The organism is Streptomyces viridifaciens, assembly GCF_001888885.2.
Classification (GTDB): domain Bacteria; phylum Actinomycetota; class Actinomycetes; order Streptomycetales; family Streptomycetaceae; genus Kitasatospora; species Kitasatospora aureofaciens.
Map to the genome: position 1 here is coordinate 235,121 of NZ_CP090840.1, position 17,491 is coordinate 252,611.

Below are 17,491 nucleotides of genomic sequence, written 5' to 3' on the forward strand. Positions count from 1 at the left end.
CCGGGCCGGTCAGGGCGTGGGGACGGGGGTGTGGGTCAGCTCTTGGGCCCGGCGCGCGATGAGCGGGGCGAGGGTGGGATGGACGCCGCGTGAGCATGCCTGGAGCAGCTGGGCGAGCGCGACAAGCTCGCCGGTCCGGCCGGCGTCCGTGTCCAGGACGTGGGCGAACTCGCGCCGGATCCGGGCGGCGGTCGCCGGTGCCGCAAGCGAGTACGCGTGGAGCAGCCCCAAGTCGTAGCCGACGGGCAGGCGACCCCAGTTCTCCCAGTCCAACAAGACCAGGGGCGCGCGGGTGAGGTTCGCCCAGTGCAGATCGGCGTGCCCGGTCGTCGTCTCACAGATCAGGACGGGGTCGATGCCGAGGAAGCGGCGGAAGTTCCGCTCGACCCAGCTCTGCCGTACGGACTCCCGGTCGGTGGGCACCGTCGCGAGCGTGCCGAGCGCGGACTTCAACTCCGCCCACCACGATTCGGGCAACGCGATGTCCTGGTCGAGGGCGGGAGTGTCGCTGGTGACCGGAGGAACGAACACACACTCGGTGAGCTCGGCCCGGTAGGCGACGTCCGGCGCGGTCCGGTCGAGGACGCCGCGAAGCCGCGGCCTGGGTACCGACCGGGGCACGTGCGTGCCCGCAGTCGCCGTGCCCTCCCACAGCCGTCCGCCCGACTTGTCCCTTCGGCGGAAACGATGCGCAGCAAGCAGTCCCCGGCCCGGCGACCCAGGGTGCGGCCCTGCCACCCCCACACCTCCGGTCCCGACGCGGACACCTGGAACTGCCGGGCGGCGGCCGCGTGCGCGCGCCGCATCCGATCTCGATCACCACGCTCTGTCGGTGCGACGAACACCGCCTCGCGTACCACCCGTTCCACCGTCACACCCCCTCCGTCACGACGTCGGCCCCGGGGTACTCAACCGACCGGGGCGGCGGCACGTCACGCCCGGGCCAGCGGACCACCAGGCGGCAAAGATCCTTGTCCAGGACGTCGCCAGCGGGCAGCGCGTCGTCGGGCGTGCCGGCCGGGTGGACCGTCAGGACGGGATCAGCGTGCTGGTCATTGCCGTCTGCGCGGACGTGGCGGTCCCAGGCAAGGACCGTGGCCGCCAGCCGCTCGGCGAGCGCGCGTCCCTGCTGGCCAAAGGCGTGAACGGTCCACTCCCACTCCTTGTCCTGCGGGCTGTCGCCGTCCTTGGTCTGGACGTGGACCAGGTACGCGAGCGAGGCCTCGCCGACGATCGCGGGGGCGTCCCGGTCCTTCGCGATGCCGGTCACACCCTCGCCCGGTTCCTGGTGGGCAGCCAGACGGCAAAAGCCGGACAAGGTGGTGGCCGCGTACAGCTGCAGCGAGCCGAAGTAGGCGTTCGCTCCCATGGTCACGCCCGTGGGGACCTCGTGCCGAGGCCCGCGCAGCGCCTCCTCCAAGCCCCTCGTATCGGCGGCGGTGCCGTGCTCAAAGCGGAGCGTCAGCCCGCCGTCGAGGAGGGAGAGGACCGGGATGGTGCGCGCCTGTTGCCCTTGGTCGCGGACGAAACCGCAGTGCGTGAAGTGGCGGGCGCGCAGCACCTCTCCGTGCCGCTCGAAGGTGACCGCCCGGGTGTAGCCGCCCATCTCCAGCGGCAAGACCAGGCGGCCGCCCTCGGCCAGCTGCTTTCGCCAGGCCGGGGCAATGTCCCAGCAGTTGTAGGTGATCATGCTGGCGTCGAACCCGCCGCGCGGCACGAGGTGAGCGGGGGCGCCGAGGGCGGCGTCGGCTTCGACGGCAGTGACGCGGCCGCTGCCGGCCTCCGTGAGGAACCGGCGGGTGCGGCGCACGACCCACGGGTCGATGTCGACGGTGACCACGCGTCCGCCGGGTCCGGCAACGTGGGCGATCAGCTCGGCGTTGTAGCCGCCGGATCCCGCCTCGAACACGACCGCGCCCGGCTCCAAGCCCAGGTGCTCGATCATGTCTGCCTGAAGCCAGGCCGCGGACACCGAGCTGATCGCCGTCCCGGCCTCGTCGTATCGGGTGATGACGGCCCGGTCGCCGCCGTCGTACGCGGCCAGGAGGTTCGCCTCCGGGGCGAAGCGGTGCCGGGGCACGGTCCGCAGCGCCTCCTGCACCGGCGCGGAGGGGGCCCAGCCGCCGTCGATGACCATCTGGGCCATCGAGACGCGCAGCCTGGCGGCCTCGGCCGGCTCCCCCGGCACGGGCGGCTGGTCGGCGGCGATGGGGTAGGAGGTTGTCGGCGGCAGGCCGGGAATGGTGCCGGGCCACACGGCATCGAGCGCGAGAGCGGCTGGGACGAACACGTCCCCGACGCAGGCGAGGGCGTGGAGGTCGAAGAACTCCCACCGGTCGAACTTGTCCGGCTCGGGGTTGGCCAGAGTGCCCGTCCAGGCGGTGATGCGGACGACGGCCGTGAGCCGCGGGACCCCGTGGCTGTCGTCGACCAGCATCGTCACCACGTGCGCGTCGGTCGGATCGGCGACCAGCCCGGTCTCCTCGGCGAGTTCGCGCGCCGCGGCGGCGGCGAAGTCCTCCGGGCCTGTGGTCTTGCCGCCGGGCAACTCGAACATGCCGCGCCGGGAGCGGCCCAGCAGGACCCGGCCAGCGGAGTCGGTGACGACGGCAAGCGCTCCGGTCAGGGCGTGGCCGGTGGTCGGCCGCTTCTCGACGGCCCGGGTGTCGAGGTGGCATGGCCCGCGCAGGACCAGGAAGGCCAGACCGTCCGCGTCGAGCCGCTCCACCGTTTCCCAGCCAGCACCGAGCAGCGTGATCTCGTCCTCGTCCAGGGCGATCCCGCGCCGCTCCTCCGGCGTGTTCTCGACGATCGGGGTGATGACGACGAGTGCGCCGCCGTCGCGCAGCCGCTCGCCCAGCCCGTGAACGGTCCGGCCGCGGTCCCTCACGAACGGGTACACCAGCCGCAGCGTGATCAGGTCGTACCCCGCCTCGTGCAGCGGAGCCGGGTCGTCGCGCTCGATGTCCAGCTGCAGCCAGCGCACGCCCTCGATGCCGGCGTGCTCCTCGCGGGCCCGGGCGATCGCGCTGTCCGCGAAGTCGACGGCGTCCACGGTGTAGCCCACCCTGGCCAGGTGGGCAGCCAGCTCCCCGGTCCCGCATCCCACATCCAAGGCCCGGCCCCCGCCCTCGGAGATCGGGGCGTGCTCGGCAAGAAGTTGCTGCTCGCGCTCACCGAGCTGCCGCCACCCCTTCCCCTCGCCGTAGTGCTCCTCCCACTCGTCGCGGGCTGTGTACGTCAACGTGCTGCTCCTCGTGGTGGGCGGGGTGGGGGTCAGGGGCGCTGTGTGGTGCGCAGCCGGGCCAGGGTGCGCAGGCCGCGCTCCACCAGCTCGGGATCACCGTGGGCGGTGCCGTAGGAGATGCCGGAGACGGCATCGAGGACGGACAAGACCGTGAGCTGGTCCTCTTCCTCTGGGGTGAAGGGGCGGCCGTAGCCGTCCATCACGGCCTGGAAGAGGTCGGGCCGGCCGTGCCAGGCGTCGGAGAGCCGTACGAAGTCCCGCACGGCCGGACCGTCTTCCGACCGTTCGAAGTCGATTACGTAGAGGGTGTCGGCGGTCTCGTCCCAGCGCAGGTTGCGGAGCTGGAAGTCACCGTGCGTGGGCACCGCCTTCAAGGGGGCCAGGCCGACAGCCCTCTCGGTGGTGGCTCGGATGAACTTCTCGTCGCCGGGAGCGAGATGGGGCAGGGCGCCCGCGAGGTGGCGCTCCAGCTTCCCCAGCGGCAGTCTGTCGGCGGCCGGCCGGGGCGGGGCGCTGTGGTGGATGGCCGCCGCGAGCTGTCCGATGCGGTGGAAGATCCGGCGCTGCTGCTCGGGCGGGTGGACGGCGCCGTGCAGGGTCCGGCCGCCCACCGCGGTGAGCACCACGGCCCGCAGTGTGGGGTCGGCGGCCACCAGCCGGGGTGCGGCCGCCCCGAGGCCGGAGACCCAGCTGCGGAGGGCGTCCACTTCACGTTGATGGAAGCGGTCGTTCTGGTGGATCTTGACGTACCACTCGCCGCCCTCGGCTCCGTCCACCCGCCACACACGGCTCTCCTCCCGCGCCCAGGACACGTCCGTCCACGCGGTGATCCGCCCGACCGCCTGCTCGGCGAACGCGCGCACCGCCTGCGCCGGGACCGCGCCGCGCGCGGCGGGTTCAGGGACCAGGACCAGCCGGTCGACGGACCGGTCGTAGGCGATCGGGTCGCCGGGCTTCTGGAAGTGCACGGCCATCCGCGCGCCGGCTCGGTAGGCATCCAACCCGGCCCGGCAGTACGCCACCATCGGCTCCGGTAGGGCGTCGAACGAGAACCACCCCATGGCGTCGCACACATGGTGTTCCATGACCTCCGGGGTGCCCTCCCACCGCTTCACCTCGAAGAACACCCCGATCCGGGCGCCGCCGGCGGGGGAGCGGTGGTGCACCGTGACGGCCGCGCGGACATCGGCCGGGTCGATCACGACCCCGGACTCCTCCCGGGCCTCGCGCACCAGGGCGGTGACCATGTCCTCCCATGGGCCGTCCAAGTGCCCGGACACGAGATGCCAGCAGCCCGGCGCGTACACGTTCCCGGCCCGACGGGACAGCAGCACCTCAGGGCCCGCCGCGCCGTCGCGTACGGCGATCAGGTGGACGTCGAGCGGCTCGGTGTGCCGCTGGGTGCCGCTCACGCGCCACCACCGGGGCGGCGCGCGAGCAACACGGTGAACACCGCGTCCTCCTTCAGGACGCCGCCGTCGGCACGGTCCTGGAGCAGCCGGAGAGCAGCAGCCTCGAACTCGTGATGGCGGCCGAAGAACAGGGCGGGGCGGGCAAAGCTGGTGGTGCGCAGGTAGCCGAGGACGTCCTCGGGCGCCCAGGCGCGGGAGACGGGGAAGCTGTGCTCGGTCACCTCGCTGAACGCCGAGTCGGCCAGGTCGTCCTCGTAGGAGCGGCGCGGCTCGGCGTATGTGCCGGTGGTGCCGGCGCGGCGGTCTTCGCCGAGGCAGGTCTGGATCAGCTCCCGCAGAGCCGTTGCCCAGTCAGCCTGGTGGGTCCACAGGCTGCCGTCGCCCATGATCGCCACAGCGGCGCCCGGCGCGGATACGCGGGCGGCCATCGCCAGGACCTCCGGGCGGGACATCCAGTGGAAGGACCGGGCGCAGGTGATCAGGGTGGGTGCCCGGCCGGGCGCGGCGGGGGCGAAGGTGTGGGCGGCGCCGGTGAAGAGGTCGACCGTGCATGCTCCGCGGACCGGTTCGAGTTCGGTGCGGGCCGTCTCCAGCATCGACTCGTTCACGTCGACCAGGTCGATGTGCACCAGTCCGTGCAGGACGGGCAGCAGCGCGCGGGGCACCTGGCCGGTGCCGGTCCCCAGGTCCAGGAGGACGGGGGCGGACACGCCGTCTTGCGTGGCGGCCAGGAGCCGGACCGCGGCGTCCGGAAGGCCGGGACGGTAGCGGGCGTAGTCGGCGGCCTCTGGCCCGAACAGGACGTCGTCCGAAACCGCTGCGGAGGCCGGTTGGTCGGGGCGGGTCATCGTGCATCTCCAGTCTCGCCAGGGGAAAGCTGCCAGGTCAGGGCGCCGTTCGGGCTTGTGGCCCGCTGGCTGCCGTCGGCATCGAAGTGGAGCCGGTAGACGTTCGGTGCACCGGCTGCGCGCCACCGGCCGACGACATCCTGGATCTCCGCCCAGATGTCCCGGGGCCCGGAAGTCGTCACGTCCCACCGGTGGTGGCCGACAGTCCGCACGCGCATCCACGACCCGCACTCGGGCGCGCCGACCGTCAGGTCCTCGGCACCGAAGTGGCGGACGAGGCCCGGGTACAGGTGGTCCAGGGCCAGCCACAGGCCGCGGGCCGTGTCCTCCGGCGGCGCGAGCCGGCTGCGCTGCGTGCGCCCTCTATCCGGGGTGATCGTCGCGCGGAACGCGGCGCACAGGAACAGCCGGTCGAAGCCGGCACCGGCGCGGTGCCCGAACTCGACCGCCCGCAGCTCCGCCTCCACGCTCCCGTTCTGTCGTCTTTCGATCACGGCCAGGCCCGGCCACGACGGCGACGACGTCCCGAGCGTCATCAGTGCGCGTCCGCCCGGCGCCAGCTGCTCCACCAGGGCCTCTGGTACGCGGCGGACGGCGAAGGAGACGAACATCCGGTCGTAGGGACCTGCGTCGGCCCACCCAGCGGTGCCGTCCCCGGTCACCGTGGCCGGCCGGTAGCCGAGGGCGGACAGCCGATCGCGGGCGGCCGCGGTGACGTGAGGGTCGATGTCGAGGGTGACGACGCCCTCGTCACCGCACACGAAGCACACAATCGCCGCGGTCACCCCGGCGCCGGTCCCGACGTCCGGCACCCGCTGCCCGGGCTGCAGGTCCAACTGCCGCAGCAGGTCCGCAGTCATGCCCATCGTGCTCGACATCGCGGTCATCACACCCCCGCGCCGCGGCCCGGGAACGCGGCCGAGGATCTGCTCGCTGCCATGCTGGATCGCGACGCTGTCCCCGCTGTGCAGCCGCTCCAGTAGCTCCTCCCGGTCGGCCGGACGGGAGAAGTCCAGCAGATCCCAGTACGGCGGGGTCTCGTCCGGGGCGCTGCGCCGCACGTACGCCTGGGGCATCAGGATCTGGCGCGGCAGCGCGAGCAGGGCCTCACGCACTGGGCCGGAGCCGAGCTCTCCGCTCTCCTCAAGCCGAGCGACCATCGCCGCCCGCGCGGCCACAACCCCCGGGGTGTCGACGGCGGGCTGCGGCGGAAGCAGGGGTGCGGCGGGTGCGGTGGGGTCGGTTAGCACGGTGCACTCCAAGGGATGAGGTGGTCCGGCTGCAGGAGTCGCAGCCGAGTCCGGCACCTTGTTCACAGAGCATCACCTCCGAGCGAGCGATCGGGCCGCGCGTTGTCCGTGCGCGCTGGGGCAGGCACGTCCGAAAAGGATGTTCGGGCTGGGGGCGGCGATGGCAGAGCGGAGGCGGGCGGGTCCGGCATCTGCCGTAGGGCGCGGATCGGGGAGCGGGCGAGGACGACGAGCGGGACCAGCAGCAGGAGGGTCCCGGCGGTCAGAGCGGGCCGGACACCGATCCACGTGCCCAGGCCGCCGGCGAGGACCGCGGCTACGGGGCGGGCGCCGGACGTCAGCCACGTGCTCACCGCCTGCATCCGCGCCTGCATCCCGGTCGTGGTGATGATCTGACGGATGGATCGCTGGGTGGTGCCCGCGGCACCAGCGCAGGCGAGCTGCAGGAACAGCGCCGCCCCGATCGTGATCTGCCAGTCGAGGCCGGGTGAGGCGAGCAGCAGCGGGAGCTGGGTCAGCGGGGTGATCGCGAGCGCGGCGAGCATCATCGGCCCCGGGCCGAACCGGCTGGCCAACGCCGGGGCGGTGAGCGCCCCGGCGGCCGCGCCCAGCGCACCCAGGCCCAGGACCACGCCGAACGCGGTCGCGCTCATCGCCAGGGACCGCAACAGGTACAAGGCCCACAGGGTGTTGAGCAGCCCCAGTGCGAGCGAGGTCGTGGCATTGACCAGGGTCAACGTCCACAGCCGGTCGTCGCCGCGTACGTACCGCAGGCCCTCTGCGATCTCGCCGCGCAGCCGGCGGGTCTCCGGGTGCGCGCGGGCGGGTTCGGCGGTCTGGATGCGGGCGGTGCACACGGCGCTGATCAGGTAGGAGGCGACGTCGCCGAGCAGGGCCCGAGCGGGGCCGAGGAGCGCGGTCAGTGCGGCGCCGAGGTGGCTTCCGGCGGTCGCGGCGACGGCGAACAGTGCGCCGACTCGGCTGTTGCTCCGCTGGATCAAGGACCGTTCGACGAGGCTGGGCAGCAGGCTGATGGCCGCCGCGTCATGGAGCACGCTCGCCGCGCCCTGAACCACAGCGACGATCATGAGCTGCGTCAGGGTCAGGGTGCCCAGCGCGGCCGAGACCGGCACGGTGGCAAGCACCGTTGCGCTGACCAAGTCACCGGTGATCATCTGCCGGCGCTTGGAGTGCCGGTCGGCGAGCGCGCCGGCATGCAGGGCCAGCAGCGCGGGCGGGAGCTGTCCGAGGAACGACAGCCAGGCGACCTGGGCGGTGGTGGCGTCCAGGTGGAGCACGGCCAGGACCGGCAGCGCCATCTGCGTAATCGAGCTGCCGGCCACGCTCGCGGCCTGGCCGGTCAGGTACCGGCGGAAGTCCCCGTGCCGCCACAGCGAGGTGCCGGAGGCGGAGGGGGTCTCAGCGCGGGGCATCACAGCGCACCCCCGGCTCCTCCAAGCGCTCCCGCGCCACGCGCGTGGGCTCGGTTTGGGCCCTGCAGCCGGGCCCACTCCCGATCGGTGTGCTCACCCTGCTCACCAGCCCAGTTGGGAGTAGGGGCGGCCTTCGGAGATCGCGGCGATGGCCGTTCGGGTGTAGGGGACGATCCGGTCCGGCATCTCGTGCCGCGGCCACCACTGCCAGGTCAGGCACTTGTCGGGCTCGCGGACCAGGCAGGTGAGGGCGGACTCCCGCTCGCACCGACCGGCGAGGTAGTGCCAGATGTCTCCCGCGTACTTCGAGTCGGGGTGACGCAGCCCGAGAAGTACCCGGCCTTCAGCGTCTTCGAGGTGGAGGTGGACTCCGATGCCGTTCAGGACCGTCCGGCTGCCCCCGTCCCACACGGCGGGAGCCGCGGCCTGCTTGTTGTCCGGAGGGTTCTCGGCCGCGTGCCGGCGGATCAGGTCCCGGGTGGCAGGGCTCAGGCGCAGCCGGTCCAGGTCATCGGGGGCGAACCAGCGCAGCAGCACACCCTCGTGCAGCGCGAGACGGTCGGGGTTGCCGCGCCACCGGGCGGCGAAGACCTGGACGGGGACGCTGAGGCCGTCGATGCTGGTGGCGGCCTTCACGGCGTAGGGCTTCAGGTCCTCGAGGCAGAGGTCGGGCACCTCCTCGGACAGCTCCCGCAGCAGCGTGGCCTCCAGGCTCTGGTCGTCGTGCGTGCGGCCGCCGCCGAGAAGAGCGAACGCCCCCGACTGCCAAATGAGGCCGGGCTTGTGGTCGCGCAGCTGGAGCAGGTAGCGGCCGTGCCCGTCGTGGATGAGCGCGGAAGCGTTCACCGGCTCGGGCTGGCCGTCCAGCCGCGCGGCGAGGAGTTTCGCGCGCAGTGTCGGCGAGGTGACCTCCGGCTGGGGGAGCCACTGGGCGTCGGACACCTCCTCGTCCTGCAGCGCGATCGCGGGCGGCTCCTCGCCGGCGAGGTAGAAGACGTAGCGGAAGTCGTAGTGGCGGTGGGCCGGTTCCCCTTTCGCCGGGTTGGCGTCGATGTCGTGGACGTCGATGTCGATCGGAGACCCGAGCAGCTGCCGGGTCAGGCACAGGGCGCCCGGCGCGATCCCGGTTTCCTCCGACACCTCGCGCAGCGCCGCGGCGAGCAGTGTGCGGTCGCGGGACTCAATGTGGCCGCCGGGGGTGAGTACGAAGCCGCCGGTGGCTCGGTGCCGGATGTGCAGGATCCGGCCCTGCCGGTCGATGACGACGGCGCTGCACGTGACGTGCGCGGGCAGCGTCGTCCGGGCGGTCGCGTCGACGGGCCGGTCCAGCGCGGCAAGGAGCCCGGCCAGGGCGTCACGCTCACCGGGGTGCCGGCCGAGGTACGCCTCGACGGTTGCGCGGATCGCGGTGGAGCTGGGTGGCATGGGCGTCGTCTCGCCTTCGACGGAGTGGCGCGTGAGGTGGCAGGCGGGGCTGGGGAAGTCGCCCCGGTGGATCAGCTTGCTTTCTCGTGGCCGGACGGCTGGGTGCCACGGGGCCGGGGAACCGGGTCGGCCATAGGCGCGATTCCGTACTGCGCGGCCTGGGCGGTGAACATGCCCTGATACAGGCCGCCCTTGCGGGCCATCAGGTCCTCGTGGGTGCCGTCCTCGACGACGCTCCCCTTGTCGAGGACGTAGATGTGGTCGGCGTACATGGTCGCGGCGAGCCGGTGGGTGACGAGCACGACCGCGTGCCCCTCCCCGGCCAGGGACCACAGCCCCTCGAACGCGGCGATTTCCGCATGGGGATCCAGCGCACTGGTCGGCTCGTCGACCAGCAGGAACGGCGCCTGCCTGTACCTCGTTCGAGCTGTCCCCAGCTTCTGCCACTGGCCCCCCGAGAGCTGGACACCGCGCTCGTAGCCCTTGAACACGATCGAGTCCCAGCCATGCGGCAGGCCCTCGACCAGCTCGAGCACGTCCGCCTCGCCAGCGGCCTTGCGGACGCGGTCCATGTCCCGGGGCCGGTCGCCGGCGTGCAGGGTGAACAGCAGCGGGGGCAGGCGGCCGGCTACCGCCAGGCCGGCGACCTGCAGGGTGGAGGCGTGCAGCTGCAGCGCGGCGACGACCGGAACGGCCACCAGCGTCACCCCGCTGCCGGCAACCGAGATCCCCTGTCCCAGGGCGTAGTTGCGGAAGTTCGGCTGCCGCCACAGCGCGCCCGGGCGATCCGGCTGGCTGTCGGCAGCGGTGTGCGGGCCGCGGGCCGGGGGCGCGGTCACCGGCCGACCCGGATCAGGTCGAGGATCTCCGTGGTGGGCCGCACGTCGCCGAAGGACCGGTAGAGGGTCCGCAAGGTGGCGTTGTGGACCTCGTCGCTGCCGGCGGCCGTGCCGTCGGCCACCACGATCACCCGCAGGCCCAAGGTGAAGGCGTCGCGCGCCGACCCGGCCACGCACACGTCGGTGACGACCCCGCACACCACCACGGTGTCGATGCCACGCTCGGCCAGCAGGCCGGGCAGCGGGCAGAAGCCGGGGAAGAACGCGCTGGCCGCCTCCTTCTCCACGAGCAGGTCGCGGTCCTCGTCGACGGTGAACTGCGGCCACAGGCGCCCGGGGAGCGGGCCGCTGCCGCCGGAGGTGCGGAACATCTCCGCGATCTCGGGGCCGTAGAACTCCTGGCGGGCAGCGCTCGGCTCGCCGTCGCCCGGCAGTACCCAGGCCACCAGGCCGCCGGCCTGACGCAGGGCGGCCGCCAGCGCCTCGATCTGCGGGATGATGCCGCGCGCGTACGGCCCGTCGAAGAACGGCACCATGTCCACCACCAGGGCGGTGCGAGCGGGGTCGAGCCGGATGTACGCGTGCCGGCGTCCCCGGCGCTGCTCTTGGCGGGCGTACTCGCGCTCCGGGATCGCCCAGGCGTGCACCCGGGCCGGCGCCTGCGCCGACGGTTGGGCGCTCACGCGCGCCCCGCTGCATCGACGGCCTGGGCGGCCATCAGGACCGACACCACCGCTCCGGACAGCAGGAGCCGGCCGTCCATCGCGGCGGCCACCGCCTCCTCCAGCGGCCACCACTCCACGGTCATGCCCGTCTCGGTGCTGGTCAGCTCCTGCTCACCGGCCGTCAGGTCCCGGGCGAGGAACATGTGCAGGTGAGCGGTGCTCTTGGTCATCAGCGCGATTCGGCCGAGCGGGCTCCACGTGGCGGCCGTGATGCCGGACTCCTCCTTGAGTTCGCGCTGGGCTCCCTCCAGCGGGTCCTCGCCCGGGTCGAGATTCCCGCCGGGCGGAGTGAGGACCTCGCCGTGGACGTAGGAGCGGTAGCGGACCATGGCGATCCGGCCCTGGTCGTCCATCGCGACCGTCAGCGCGCCGTCGAGCTGGGCCTGGTGGAACTCGAAGTCCCCTTGGGTGCCGTCGGGCTGGGTCACCGTGTCGCGCTGGATCAGGTAGGAGCGGGTGTCCAGCAGGGTCTCGCGGCCGTGCTGCTGCCACGGCCGCGGCACGGCCGGCTGGCGGACGGGGGTCGGTGCGGTGTTCACGGGCGGACTCCTTCGGGCTGGCTGCCAGCGAGCAGCGGGAGGTAGTGCTGCAGGTAGGGCGGGACGTGGAGGTTGAGGACGTCGGCCAGGGGGACCATGCGCAGGGCCCGGCCCTCGTCGCCGAGCTGGAGGTCGTTCTCGGAACCGTTCCAGGCGGCGTGCAGGACGCGGGTGAGCGGGAGGCCGAGGTCGGGGTGGGGGTCGGGGAGGGTCCGAAGCCCGGTGATCTCGATGCCGGCCTCCTCGCGGACCTCGCGTACCGCGCTCTCCTCGGCGCTCTCCTCGCCTTCGCGCCAGCCGCCGGGCGGAGTCCAGTAGCCGGGCCAGGGGCCGGGGCCGGTGTCGCGCAGGTGCATCAGCAGGCGGCCCGCCGGGTCGGTGACGAGGACCAGCACGCCTTCGAAGTCGTCGTCCGGACGGGCGGGGCGTTCCAGGTAGAGCGCGCGTCCGCTCCGGTGGGCGCGCAGGACCTGCCGCAGCCGCTGGTAGTGGGCCAGGTCCATGTGGTGGCGCCAGTCGTGGGCTGTCTCGAAGCGGTGCTCGGTGTGCTCGGCGGGGTCGAGGCGGATGCGGGCCTGCTGCTCGGCGGTCAGGGTGCCGCCGTCGAAGATGTGGCCAAGCACCGGCACCGGGTAGTCGGCGTCGGCCTGGGTGTGGATCACGGCGATCAGGCGGCGGAGAACCTGCGGGTTCTCCGCGGCCAGATCCAGGCCGAGTTCCTCGCGGGCCTCGCGCACCGCGGCGTCGAACGGGGACTCGCCGTTCTCGACCATCCCGCCGGGGAAACCCCAGACGGCCGGGTCGATGGCCGAGTGCATCCCGAGGATCCGGCCGGCGGGGTCGGTGACGAGGAAGCTGGCGTAGGCGGCGGGCCGGGCGATGGTGGTGAGGTGGCCGCCGACGGGCCGCCAGCCGAGGGTGGCGAGGCGGCCGGCCAGCCACGTGATGACCTCGCGCTGCCCGTCGCCGGTGTGCGGCAGCGCCTCGGGCAACGCCCACTGCTGGCCGTCGTGGTCGCAGGACAGGACCGCGGTCGTGCCGTCCGGGACGACGGTGGTGAAGACGAACTGCCGCACCCGGCGGCCGTTCGTGTTGGTGAAGTCCAGGGTGCGCGCGAACTCCAGGCGCAGGTTCGTGAGGCCGGTCTCCTCGGCGAGCCCGCGGGCGGCGCCGGCGTCCACCGCCTCACCGTCCTCGCAGCCGCCACCCGGGTACTCCCACAGGCCGGGCAGGACGTCATGGGCGGCCCGCCGGATCAGCAGGACTCGGCCCGAGCGGTCGCGGACCACGACGCCGACCCCGAAGCGTTCGATTCCCTCGCGGCGGGCGGAAGCCGTCAGCACCTCGAAGTCGATCATTCGTAGAGCCCCTCTTCCTGGAAGGTGAGCACAGCGCGACCCAGCGCCGTCATATCGCCCGCAGACGTCAACAACTCTGCTTGGCATAGAAGTTGATGCACAGTCGGGAATGGCGTTCGGGTTGGAGATCCTGCCGCTGTTCGAGTTGTCCGATCAAGCCCGGCGATTCCCGGCGCCCCTGGTCGAAGGCGGACCTTTCGATTTCCCGCGTCCACTGGTCTCCTCCACCGCGGACACCGCGGAGAGGCAGTGCAGCGGGCGGGCCGTCACGGTTCACCGGCCAGGGGCCGGTCGGGCGGCGGGAACGGGAAGAGGCCGGCGAAGTCGAGGCGGACCAGGCAGCTGTGCACCCGCCCGTCCGGGTGGAAGACGCGCCGGGAGAGGAAGACACGGTCGCCTCCGTCCGGGACGCTGACGCCTTCCTCGACGACCGGGCGGCCGGTCGTCAGCGCCTTCAGGTGCTGGTCGGTGTCACCGTCGCTGGCCTGCCAGATCTCGGTCGGACGGCTGTGTCGGCCTGCCATGCTCATCGCCTTCCCCCCCTGGCGGTCCCGGCCCGGAGTGCGGGCGGTCACGCGTCCCTCCCGGACTCGGCAGCCGCGTCGGCGCCCGGGCCGGTGCTGCGGTCGATCTCTACGACGGTGCCGCGCTCCAGCGCCTGGAGGCCGGCGGCCACGCGGTCGGCGAGCACCGCCGGCAGCACCTCCTGGGCGTCCTTCGGTGGCAGCCACAGGGCTGCGCGGATCTCCCCGTCGGTGAAGCGCAGCGCCTTGGCCTGGGCGGGGTCCAGTGGTTCGGCGTCGTAGACGTGGCAGGTCAGGGCGCGGCCGTGCCGGGACAGGGTGGCCGGGTTGCAGTCGCAGACCAGCAGCCGGCCGACCGGCACGCGCAGGCCGAGCTCTTCGGCGAGCTCGCGCGCGGCCGCCTGGCGCGGAGTCTCGTGGGCCTCCACCATGCCGCCGGGCAGCTCCAAGTGGTCCTTGTACCGCGGGTCGAGGACCAGGATCCGGCCCTCGGCGTCCCGCACGAGCACGGTGGCCGCGGCCATGGGCGCCGGCAGCTGCCGGTAGTAGTCGAGCCCGTCCCGCAGCACGCGCCGTCCGTCGCGCAGCACTGCGATGTGCGCGCCGCGCTCGGCCCGGGCCGCCCCGGCCAGGCGGGCCGCGACCGGGGCGGCGAGCAGCCGCATCGCTTCCTGCTCGGTGGCGAAGCGGGCCTCGCGGATCTCGCTGTGCTGCAGCGGCAGGCGCTCGACGTCGACGGGCGCGGCGGGGTGGGCGGCGTAGACCAGGGCCAGGATGGTGCGGCCCAACCGGTCGGGCGGCACGGTGTCGTGGACGAGGAGCCGGCCGACCTGCGCCTCCAGGCCCAGTTCCTCCCGCAGCTCCCGGGTGAGGCCGTCGGCGGGCTCCTCGTCTTCGAGCATGCCGCCGGGCAGGTCCCAGCCAGGCTTGTACACGGGGTCGACGATCAGTACCCGTCCCTGGTCGTCGCGGATCAGTGCGTCCGCGCACGCGGCCGGCGCGGCGTGGGCGGCCAGGTAGGCCACCAGGTCGGGGGCCGGTTCGGCGGTGTCGGTCACTCGGTTCTCCTCGGTTCGGCTGGACGGTCAGCGGACGACGTAGGCGGGGGCGCCGGTGCGGAGCGCGTCGAGGACGGCGAGCGTCAGATCGTGGGCGTGCGGGTCGTCCAGCTGCGTCAGCCCCGCCTCGGAGACGAGCCTGTCGGGGTGGAGGTGGTGAGCTGCGACGTAGGCGGAGTGTGGGGCATAGGTGTAGAGGCCGAACTCGGTCTCCGCACCGGCGGCTTCCGGAGTTGCCGGCAGGGAGCGCAGCACGGCGTCGAGGGCAGCCGGCCCGGTGACGGGCAGGTGCTGGTGCAGGCCCTCGGCGGTGCGGGTGATGCGGGCCTTGAGCTCCAGGCCGGGCAGGTCGGCGGCGACCTGGGCGGTGAAGGAGACGGCGTCGAAGCCGGGGCAGGTCGTTTGCATCTCCTGCCCGATGCGGGCGATTCGCTCCGGGCTCAAGGCCCGTTCCATCAGGGGGACTTGGGAACTCACTTGATCACCCTAGTGCCAGGTCGGCGCGGTGGCGGGCGACTCGGTGGGGATTCCCTCGTCGGGGGGACTTGGGCGGCATGTCGCCTGGCGGACGGCGGCCGGACAGTCGAGTTCGCTCTCCGGGACAGCGGCGTGCGTGACACATACAGGTCATGCACTCAGCGAAGAGCGTCACGGAGGGCCTCCTCCAAGACAGGTAGCCGGTTCAGCAGCATCAGAGCTACCTCGTGCCGTGCCCGCGCGTAGGACTCGAGGGCGGCATCGACGAGGTGCGGTCGTTCCACTGGTGCCGACAGAGGAAAGGTCGAGCAGATCTTGGCTGCACAGCCGACACGAAGCGAGGACAGGAGGTCCTCCGCGGGCGCCTTGGGGTTGGCGTCTCGATAGGCGAGGGCGAGATCGGTGTATCCCTTGAGCCAGCTCTCCACACCGTTGGACAGGACGCTCTTGGGGTCGCAGCCAAGGCGCACGATCTCCCAGGCGAGGTACCCAGGTGTGGGTGGTCCGAAGTCCACGATCGCGGCGACATCGTCGTCCTTCACCAGGACGTTGGGGCCGGCCAGGTCGCCGTGCATGACCTGGACCGTCAGCTGTGGAAGTGAAGCGAGGATGCGCTCGACGTCGCCCAGGACGGCTTGCCGCTCGCGCGCCGCCTGCAGAGCCCAGGCCTCGAACTCCCCAAGTGACGCCCTGGTCTGGTAAGCGAGAATCAGTCTCTCGAAGCGGTGGCGTGCGTTGGCCATGTCGCACAAGGCGGCACCAGGTTCCAGGGCGGGTGCCGCGGCGGGGTGAGTGGCGAGTCGGCGGTGGAGGCAGCCCATCGCAGTGCCGGCCGCTGCCCACCGCGCACCCCTCAGGGTCCCCTCGGCAGTCTCGCTGTGCGACACGTACGACCACAGCGACATCGGCAGGCGGCCGTGTGTCTCGATGAGTTCGTGCCCGCGCGTCCGGATTGCCCGCGCGGTGGCGACACCTCCGTCGGCGGCGTACTCGGACAGTTCGACCGAGGCCCGATCAAGGGTCAGGCGATCTCGACCGCGATAGACCTTGGCGAAGTACCAATGGCCTGTCTGGTCCACGACGGCGTAGTTGTCCGTCGCGGTGCCCTCCGGAATTCGCGTGATTTCTGCCGGGTGCAGTCCGTACGCGAGCGCCAGCGTGTCGGCGATCGCCGTGATCTGCTCCCCGTCCGCGGTGCGGCCGGGTGTGGAGGGCGCGGCGGCCGGCGCGGTGGCGGGCTGGTGAGCTGCGGTGGACATGGTCTCCTCGTCGAAGCGCACAGCGATAGTGGGCCGGATGATGGGCGGGCGGCAGCTGGTCGGGGCGGTCAGGACGCGGGCCTGGGGGTGCCGGTGACGGGTTCGGCCCGAAGGGCGATGTGGCGGGTGATGTGTGGAGCGAGCGTGGGGTGGACACCTCTGCCGCAGGCCTGCGGCAGCTGGCCGAGCACGACCAGCTCCCCGGCCCGGCCGGCCGTCAGGCGCTCAGCGAGCTGCGTCGGGCCGCGCCGGGTGCGGCGGGTCCGCAAGGTCGCCGACGGACAGCGCTCCGTCAATGCGGTCATCTGCTTGCGCCTCCCTCGTTCGGGTGGTGGTGCTACCCGGCACCGCCGCCAGCTGCCGGCAGGAAACCGGCCGGCCAGGCCGACACCGCGGCGCCCTGCGGCGTGAACCGGCCGATCGAGGCGGTGGACGCGGTGGCCGACACCGGCTCTTCGTGGCAAGGCAATCGGTTCGCCACCGCACAGGCGGAACGTCGCGCCGACCGGCGGGCGCCGCGGCGCCGGGTGGGGATGCTCTTCGCATAGAGTGCGGTCGCGCGGGTGTCCACATCGTTCACCAAAAGATGATCTTGGATGCCTTCGTTCTCGTCTCCGCAGGCACCCCTCGGGCCGCACCACCAGGAGGAACCAGTGTCGTCCCCGCAAGTGATCACCCCCGAGGAGAAGCTCGCCGAGGCGAAGAAGCAGCTGAGCTTCCCTCATATCGTCGCGATCTGCGGCTCCACCCGTTTCATGGCCGAGATGGCCGAGGTTGATCTGCGGGAGACCATGGCCGGGAGGATTGTCGTCAAGCCGGGTTGCGACCTGAAGTCGCCGCACGCAATGTGGTCCGATCCCGTCGAGGCCGAGGCGCTGAAGATCCGACTCGATGAACTGCACCGGTCGAAGATCCTGCTCGCCGATGAGGTGCTCGTGGTAGGCGACTACATCGGTGACAGCACCCGGGCCGAGATCGCCTACGCCCGATCGCTGGGCCGGCCCGTGCGGTTCACCCACCCCGAAGTCGACCCCGACGCCTGAGGGCTCGCTCCCGCACCATTCGCCGGCACCTCGTTGGGGTTGATCCTCTGGCGG

At 72.5% G+C, this 17,491-nt stretch carries 18 protein-coding genes; 1 reads left to right on the plus strand and 17 read right to left on the minus strand.

What is annotated here, in order from left to right; all coding sequences use genetic code 11:
• Positions 1-9: 9 nt before the first annotated feature.
• From BOQ63_RS00920 to BOQ63_RS01000, 17 genes are all read right to left on the minus strand, one after another.
• On the minus strand, positions 10-621 hold the full coding sequence (locus tag BOQ63_RS00920; RefSeq protein ID WP_454129525.1) for a hypothetical protein: 612 nt from the start codon (positions 619-621) through the stop codon (positions 10-12).
• A 250-nt stretch (positions 622-871) separates the two neighbouring features.
• Positions 872-3,244 carry a methyltransferase, FxLD system gene (gene fxlM / locus BOQ63_RS00925; RefSeq protein ID WP_072653056.1) on the minus strand — a complete coding sequence of 791 codons (2,373 nt, stop codon included), beginning with the start codon at positions 3,242-3,244 and terminating at the stop codon, positions 872-874.
• A 32-nt stretch (positions 3,245-3,276) separates the two neighbouring features.
• Positions 3,277-4,659: a phosphotransferase gene (locus tag BOQ63_RS00930; protein ID WP_072653057.1), complete on the minus strand. Its 1,383-nt coding sequence runs from the start codon at positions 4,657-4,659 to the stop codon at positions 3,277-3,279.
• Positions 4,656-5,507: a class I SAM-dependent methyltransferase gene (locus tag BOQ63_RS00935; protein ID WP_072653058.1), complete on the minus strand. Its 852-nt coding sequence runs from the start codon at positions 5,505-5,507 to the stop codon at positions 4,656-4,658. Before BOQ63_RS00935 ends, BOQ63_RS00930 begins: the two co-directional genes overlap by 4 nt.
• Positions 5,504-6,757, minus strand: a complete 1,254-nt coding sequence (locus BOQ63_RS00940; RefSeq protein ID WP_454129528.1) for a methyltransferase domain-containing protein — start codon at positions 6,755-6,757, stop codon at positions 5,504-5,506. Before BOQ63_RS00940 ends, BOQ63_RS00935 begins: the two co-directional genes overlap by 4 nt.
• A 62-nt stretch (positions 6,758-6,819) precedes the next feature.
• Positions 6,820-8,190, minus strand: a complete 1,371-nt coding sequence (locus tag BOQ63_RS00945; protein ID WP_072653059.1) for an MFS transporter — start codon at positions 8,188-8,190, stop codon at positions 6,820-6,822.
• Positions 8,191-8,292: 102 nt separating this feature from the next.
• Positions 8,293-9,615, minus strand: a complete 1,323-nt coding sequence (locus BOQ63_RS00950; protein ID WP_197697927.1) for an NUDIX hydrolase — start codon at positions 9,613-9,615, stop codon at positions 8,293-8,295.
• 71 nt (positions 9,616-9,686) lie between these two features.
• Positions 9,687-10,454, minus strand: a complete 768-nt coding sequence (locus BOQ63_RS00955) for an ABC transporter ATP-binding protein (RefSeq protein ID WP_454129531.1) — start codon at positions 10,452-10,454, stop codon at positions 9,687-9,689.
• Positions 10,451-11,137, minus strand: coding sequence for an isochorismatase family protein (locus BOQ63_RS00960; protein WP_072653061.1), 687 nt, complete (start codon positions 11,135-11,137; stop codon positions 10,451-10,453). Before BOQ63_RS00960 ends, BOQ63_RS00955 begins: the two co-directional genes overlap by 4 nt.
• Positions 11,134-11,718 (minus strand): NUDIX domain-containing protein, encoded by a 585-nt coding sequence (locus BOQ63_RS00965; RefSeq protein WP_079183312.1) that lies wholly within the window; start codon positions 11,716-11,718, stop codon positions 11,134-11,136. Before BOQ63_RS00965 ends, BOQ63_RS00960 begins: the two co-directional genes overlap by 4 nt.
• Positions 11,715-13,076: an NUDIX hydrolase gene (locus BOQ63_RS00970; RefSeq protein WP_072653062.1), complete on the minus strand. Its 1,362-nt coding sequence runs from the start codon at positions 13,074-13,076 to the stop codon at positions 11,715-11,717. The genes BOQ63_RS00965 and BOQ63_RS00970 overlap by 4 nt, the downstream gene beginning before the upstream one ends.
• A gap of 266 nt (positions 13,077-13,342) precedes the next feature.
• A complete protein-coding gene (locus tag BOQ63_RS00975) occupies positions 13,343-13,600 on the minus strand; it encodes a hypothetical protein (RefSeq protein WP_143174573.1) in 258 nt (85 codons plus the stop codon).
• 47 nt (positions 13,601-13,647) lie between these two features.
• Positions 13,648-14,658, minus strand: a complete 1,011-nt coding sequence (locus BOQ63_RS00980; RefSeq protein ID WP_079183314.1) for an NUDIX domain-containing protein — start codon at positions 14,656-14,658, stop codon at positions 13,648-13,650.
• A 27-nt stretch (positions 14,659-14,685) separates the two neighbouring features.
• On the minus strand, positions 14,686-15,102 hold the full coding sequence (locus BOQ63_RS00985; protein ID WP_072653064.1) for a hypothetical protein: 417 nt from the start codon (positions 15,100-15,102) through the stop codon (positions 14,686-14,688).
• 191 nt (positions 15,103-15,293) lie between these two features.
• Positions 15,294-16,415, minus strand: coding sequence for a phosphotransferase enzyme family protein (locus BOQ63_RS00990; protein WP_454129534.1), 1,122 nt, complete (start codon positions 16,413-16,415; stop codon positions 15,294-15,296).
• Positions 16,416-16,462: 47 nt separating this feature from the next.
• Positions 16,463-16,699, minus strand: a complete 237-nt coding sequence (locus BOQ63_RS00995; RefSeq protein ID WP_072653065.1) for a hypothetical protein — start codon at positions 16,697-16,699, stop codon at positions 16,463-16,465.
• Positions 16,700-16,731: 32 nt separating this feature from the next.
• Entirely contained in the window at positions 16,732-16,974 is a 243-nt protein-coding gene (locus BOQ63_RS01000; protein ID WP_143174574.1) for a hypothetical protein, read from the minus strand.
• Positions 16,975-17,047: 73 nt separating this feature from the next.
• On the opposite strand from BOQ63_RS01000, the gene BOQ63_RS01005 reads away from it, so the two are divergent.
• Complete coding sequence (locus BOQ63_RS01005; RefSeq protein WP_079183316.1) at positions 17,048-17,437, plus strand: hypothetical protein; 390 nt, start codon at positions 17,048-17,050, stop codon at positions 17,435-17,437.
• Positions 17,438-17,491: the final 54 nt, after the last annotated feature.